Here is a 3,629-nt window from a genome sequence, read left to right as displayed (position 1 = left end):
TTGCCCGTTGTAGAATGGGCATCTTGCCCGTTACTGATTGTAGAATGGGCATCTTGCCCGTTACTGATACGAGACGACTGTAAGAACGTTCTCGCAAAGAACCATATAAAAATAGAATTCTTGGTGGGTGGTCAAAACTGGTCATTATAAAAGACAAAAGTTCAAAGTGTTCTCACGATACCTGATTAACTTCTATTTCTAAGGCTGAAATTGCTTCTATGATTTCATCAAAGGGTGGAGCAGTACCTAACATCATGCCCTGCATTGCCTGATAATCAGTAATGAGAGCTTTTAGTAATTCTCCTTTCGGTAAGAGTTTTAGAGAGCCGGGAATCGCTTCGTCTAATTTCATCCAGCTTCGATTAAACAGTTTTTTGGTGTACTGGCGTACATCTTCTCTTAACTGATGATTGGCAATGGCTGTCTTACCTGCTTCCTGACGGGAAATTATTGCTACATCATAATAATGACGTGACAGTCTCTGGCGATCACTGGGCAGGCGTTGTTCGTCTCGATAACCACAAGACCAACCATGTAATATCATGATTTTATCCCAAAAAGTTCTTTGAGGGTCGATGGTCGTTACATTTGCTACGGAAAAATTCCATTCTTCAAGTATCTCGGATAGATAGGGGGTAATAGTATGATTTTGATGGGGATCGAGCGCTGACCGTGCGCCTGCTTCTAGTTTGACACGGGGTTGAACGTAAGCAATGCTATCGGATGGAAATAAGCTCGGATACTGAAACAGCAGGGTTGAATTATCTGGATCGTCTTCATCGAGTACAATGCGACTCTCAGGCGAAATTACCCCAGCAACTTGTGATAAGTCATCTTTAAGCTTGCCACAGATATACGTTGAAGCAGCTTGTTTTAGTTCGGACGCTAGTTTTTTTCGCCGCTTGCTAGAGATTCCAAGAGCAGAGGGATCGTTATCCCCGGCAAAACCCAGATCGCTCCTGAATACCACCAGATCTACATCCTCGGAAAATCTACTAATGAGTTGATAAACCTTGGAAAGGGAAGTGCCGCCTTTAAACAATAGTCTGGGGTGTTCCTGGGGTAAGCCATTATAAAGGATATCCAGCACCAGGCACACCCAAAAATCCTTTTCTATATAGGTAGACAAGGTATTGAGGGAATCCGCTGTTGACTCAAAAACATCGTTACGGTCTTGTGCTGGTAAATTGAGAAATTCTTCAAATGCTGGATTCACTAGGAGACACCTTCACCCTTACTAACTTGACGTACAACGGGTGTCATCCACGTTGGTAACAGCTTAATACCTTCTGCGAGATCTTGTTTGATGTCTGAAGACAACCGATTGTGTAGGGTATTAACCACATCTTTATCAGCAGCGATATTTTCGCCCAGCCAATATAAGGCCCTAACCACAGGCGCACCAGGACGGTTAGCCCATGCCATTAACCGTTGAGAGACATGACGTAGTTTGATGGTACGCCCACCAACTTGTAAAGTTCGGCTCGAACCATTCGTTATGTAGCTGTTCTGGGCGGGAACGGCATTGGTCAGACCTAGCTGGTGGGCTGCAACAATGCCATCTGGCATGATTGATATACCATCCCGACGTGCCAGAGCTTCCACAACGGCATCAATGTTGGGTGGGGCAGGACGCTTCAAGATATTGCTGGTGCGTGGATAGTCATATAAACCGCGACCAACGCGGCGCAAAAATCCTTGTTTCACCAGACGAGATAGCGCTTTATCTACAGCATCACGACTGCCGAGATCTACAAAATCTTTGGGTGTGCAGACCCAACCACCGCGACCATGACCACGAACTCTGTTCAGGATTTTTTTTGCTATACCCTGCATCTTACGAAAGCTATGAATATAAAGTTCACGAAATATATTTTGTCAGAATTATAGCCAATATTTCTGACTTTTTCAAGGCAGCTAACCGTGTATTAATTGCCCAAAGTCAGGATGTTGAGGTAACGAAGGTGAGTAGAACTGTCAGAATAGGTTCTATGACCCTTCGATAAAACTGTCAGATTAATCGAAAACCAACCCTATTCCGACACAAATTCGGGGTAAATCTGACGTGAGGCTGAGGTATGCCCTATTCTGACAGTGTTCACGCGAGTTCAGTCTCACAATCTCTTAAGCTTAGCGAGACAAGTCTTGTGACTTTCATTAAATAGGCTCAGGGAGCACATAGCTGCCATGAGCCGCCAGATTTTTCTCATTCATCACACAAGACTGATAAATTTTTGGTAAGTCTATAGTTATCAATACCTTATAATGCTGATGCAAAACATAGTGCATAAGTTATTTTCTTATGCACTATGTTTTGCAACATCGCAACCAGGCGTAGTGACAAGATAGCTGTCATAAGTGCCAACTCAAGCCCAAAAAAGTTCTGATTTTACTTTTGGAACTGGAACTTATCGATTTTTTGGTTAAATTTGATGCTACCCGGAGATAAATTCTAGTCGAATTTATGAATAAAGTTCTGACACTGTTAGAAATAAGAACTTTTACTTTGGGGGATCCCGATGGAGATCTAGAAGATGAAAGCTATTCACAGTAAGGGGTTGATGTCATTTTGCACTTATGACAGCTTCCTTGTTATTACGCCAACCAGCAGAAACCCGTTTCTAAATTTGTTGTGGCAAAACTTTAAATTTCCGCGACTTTTAAACATCTGAAATCATAATTTGGAGGCATATGACAGCTATGTGCCCCCTGAGCCTAAGTAGCTTTTGATGATGGTATAACGACAACCTTGAAAAGAGATAGCCTGTTGAACTGTCGCTAAGTAAATGGTCTCAATTCGTAGTAATAAGCATTAAGCTTGGCGTTGCTGATAACTGATAGCTGTTCGCGTAGCGTGCGCGTAGCGCATTAGCTGATAGCTGATAACAAATAGCTGATAGCTTAAATACTAACCCCAAACTAACACAGCATAGACTCCATAAATAAAATAAACACCAAGTACAATCGCAATAATAATCCGAGCCTTTCTCGAAGTATGGCGTCTCCACAATACAAAGCATCCCACTATTACAGCCAACACTTCTATAGGAGCAAAAATATGACCATAATGACGAGAATCCCAATAAGACACAGGGCTTTCAAAACGCCAATTTGACAATGGAAAAAAGTGACGATGGGCATCGTCAGCATGGAAAGGAAAATCTCCTAACCCATGAAGAGCCATGCTAGCAAACATAGCAATCAGAAACGTTTGACCAAAATAGTAAGCTAACAAGCCACCTAATAGGATTAGTGGAAAAGAATTGAAAATATCAAAAAATACTTGCCAGCTTGGGTTATAATAAGATTCAGACCAGATTACGTTTTCAGGAATTCCTCTGATTAATTTTTCATATATGTAAAAAATTACCATTGGTAAATCTGGTAATATCGCACCGAACACAATTGGGAAATTATTTTCGGGCTTTCTTTTTTTTCCTAAAATCAGGAGATTGACGATGGCGTGAGCGGGAGTATTCACAAATTAGAGAATTAAGAATTAAGAATTTAGAATTTAGAATTTAGAGGGAGTCGGGAGTCGGGAATCGGGAGTCGGGAATCGGGAACAGAAATATGTCTGGCAAGGCAGATTTATGGGTATAATCCGCCCCCCTAGCCCCCCAATTTTG

The 3,629-nt window shown here is 42.0% G+C and carries 4 protein-coding genes and 1 pseudogene; all 5 read right to left on the bottom strand.

What is annotated here, in order from left to right:
- Positions 1-64: 64 nt before the first annotated feature.
- Positions 65-145, bottom strand: a pseudogene (locus F6K37_RS34895) (arsenical resistance protein ArsH); the annotation flags it as partial.
- Positions 146-172: 27 nt separating this feature from the next.
- Entirely contained in the window at positions 173-1,216 is a 1,044-nt protein-coding gene (locus F6K37_RS34890; protein ID WP_287255418.1) for a nucleotidyl transferase AbiEii/AbiGii toxin family protein, read from the bottom strand.
- Positions 1,216-1,836 carry a DUF6088 family protein gene (locus F6K37_RS34885; RefSeq protein ID WP_071102291.1) on the bottom strand — a complete coding sequence of 207 codons (621 nt, stop codon included), beginning with the start codon at positions 1,834-1,836 and terminating at the stop codon, positions 1,216-1,218. Before F6K37_RS34885 ends, F6K37_RS34890 begins: the two co-directional genes overlap by 1 nt.
- A gap of 321 nt (positions 1,837-2,157) precedes the next feature.
- Positions 2,158-2,289, bottom strand: a complete 132-nt coding sequence (locus tag F6K37_RS34880) for a hypothetical protein (protein ID WP_287255415.1) — start codon at positions 2,287-2,289, stop codon at positions 2,158-2,160.
- Between the two features lie 619 nt (positions 2,290-2,908).
- Entirely contained in the window at positions 2,909-3,481 is a 573-nt protein-coding gene (locus F6K37_RS34875; RefSeq protein ID WP_287255413.1) for a hypothetical protein, read from the bottom strand.
- Between the last annotated feature and the right edge of the window lie 148 nt (positions 3,482-3,629).

The sequence above is a fragment of the Moorena sp. SIO4E2 genome, assembly GCF_010671945.1.
Classification (GTDB): Bacteria; Cyanobacteriota; Cyanobacteriia; order Cyanobacteriales; family Coleofasciculaceae; genus Moorena; species Moorena producens.
This window is presented reverse-complemented; position numbering and strand designations above follow the sequence as displayed.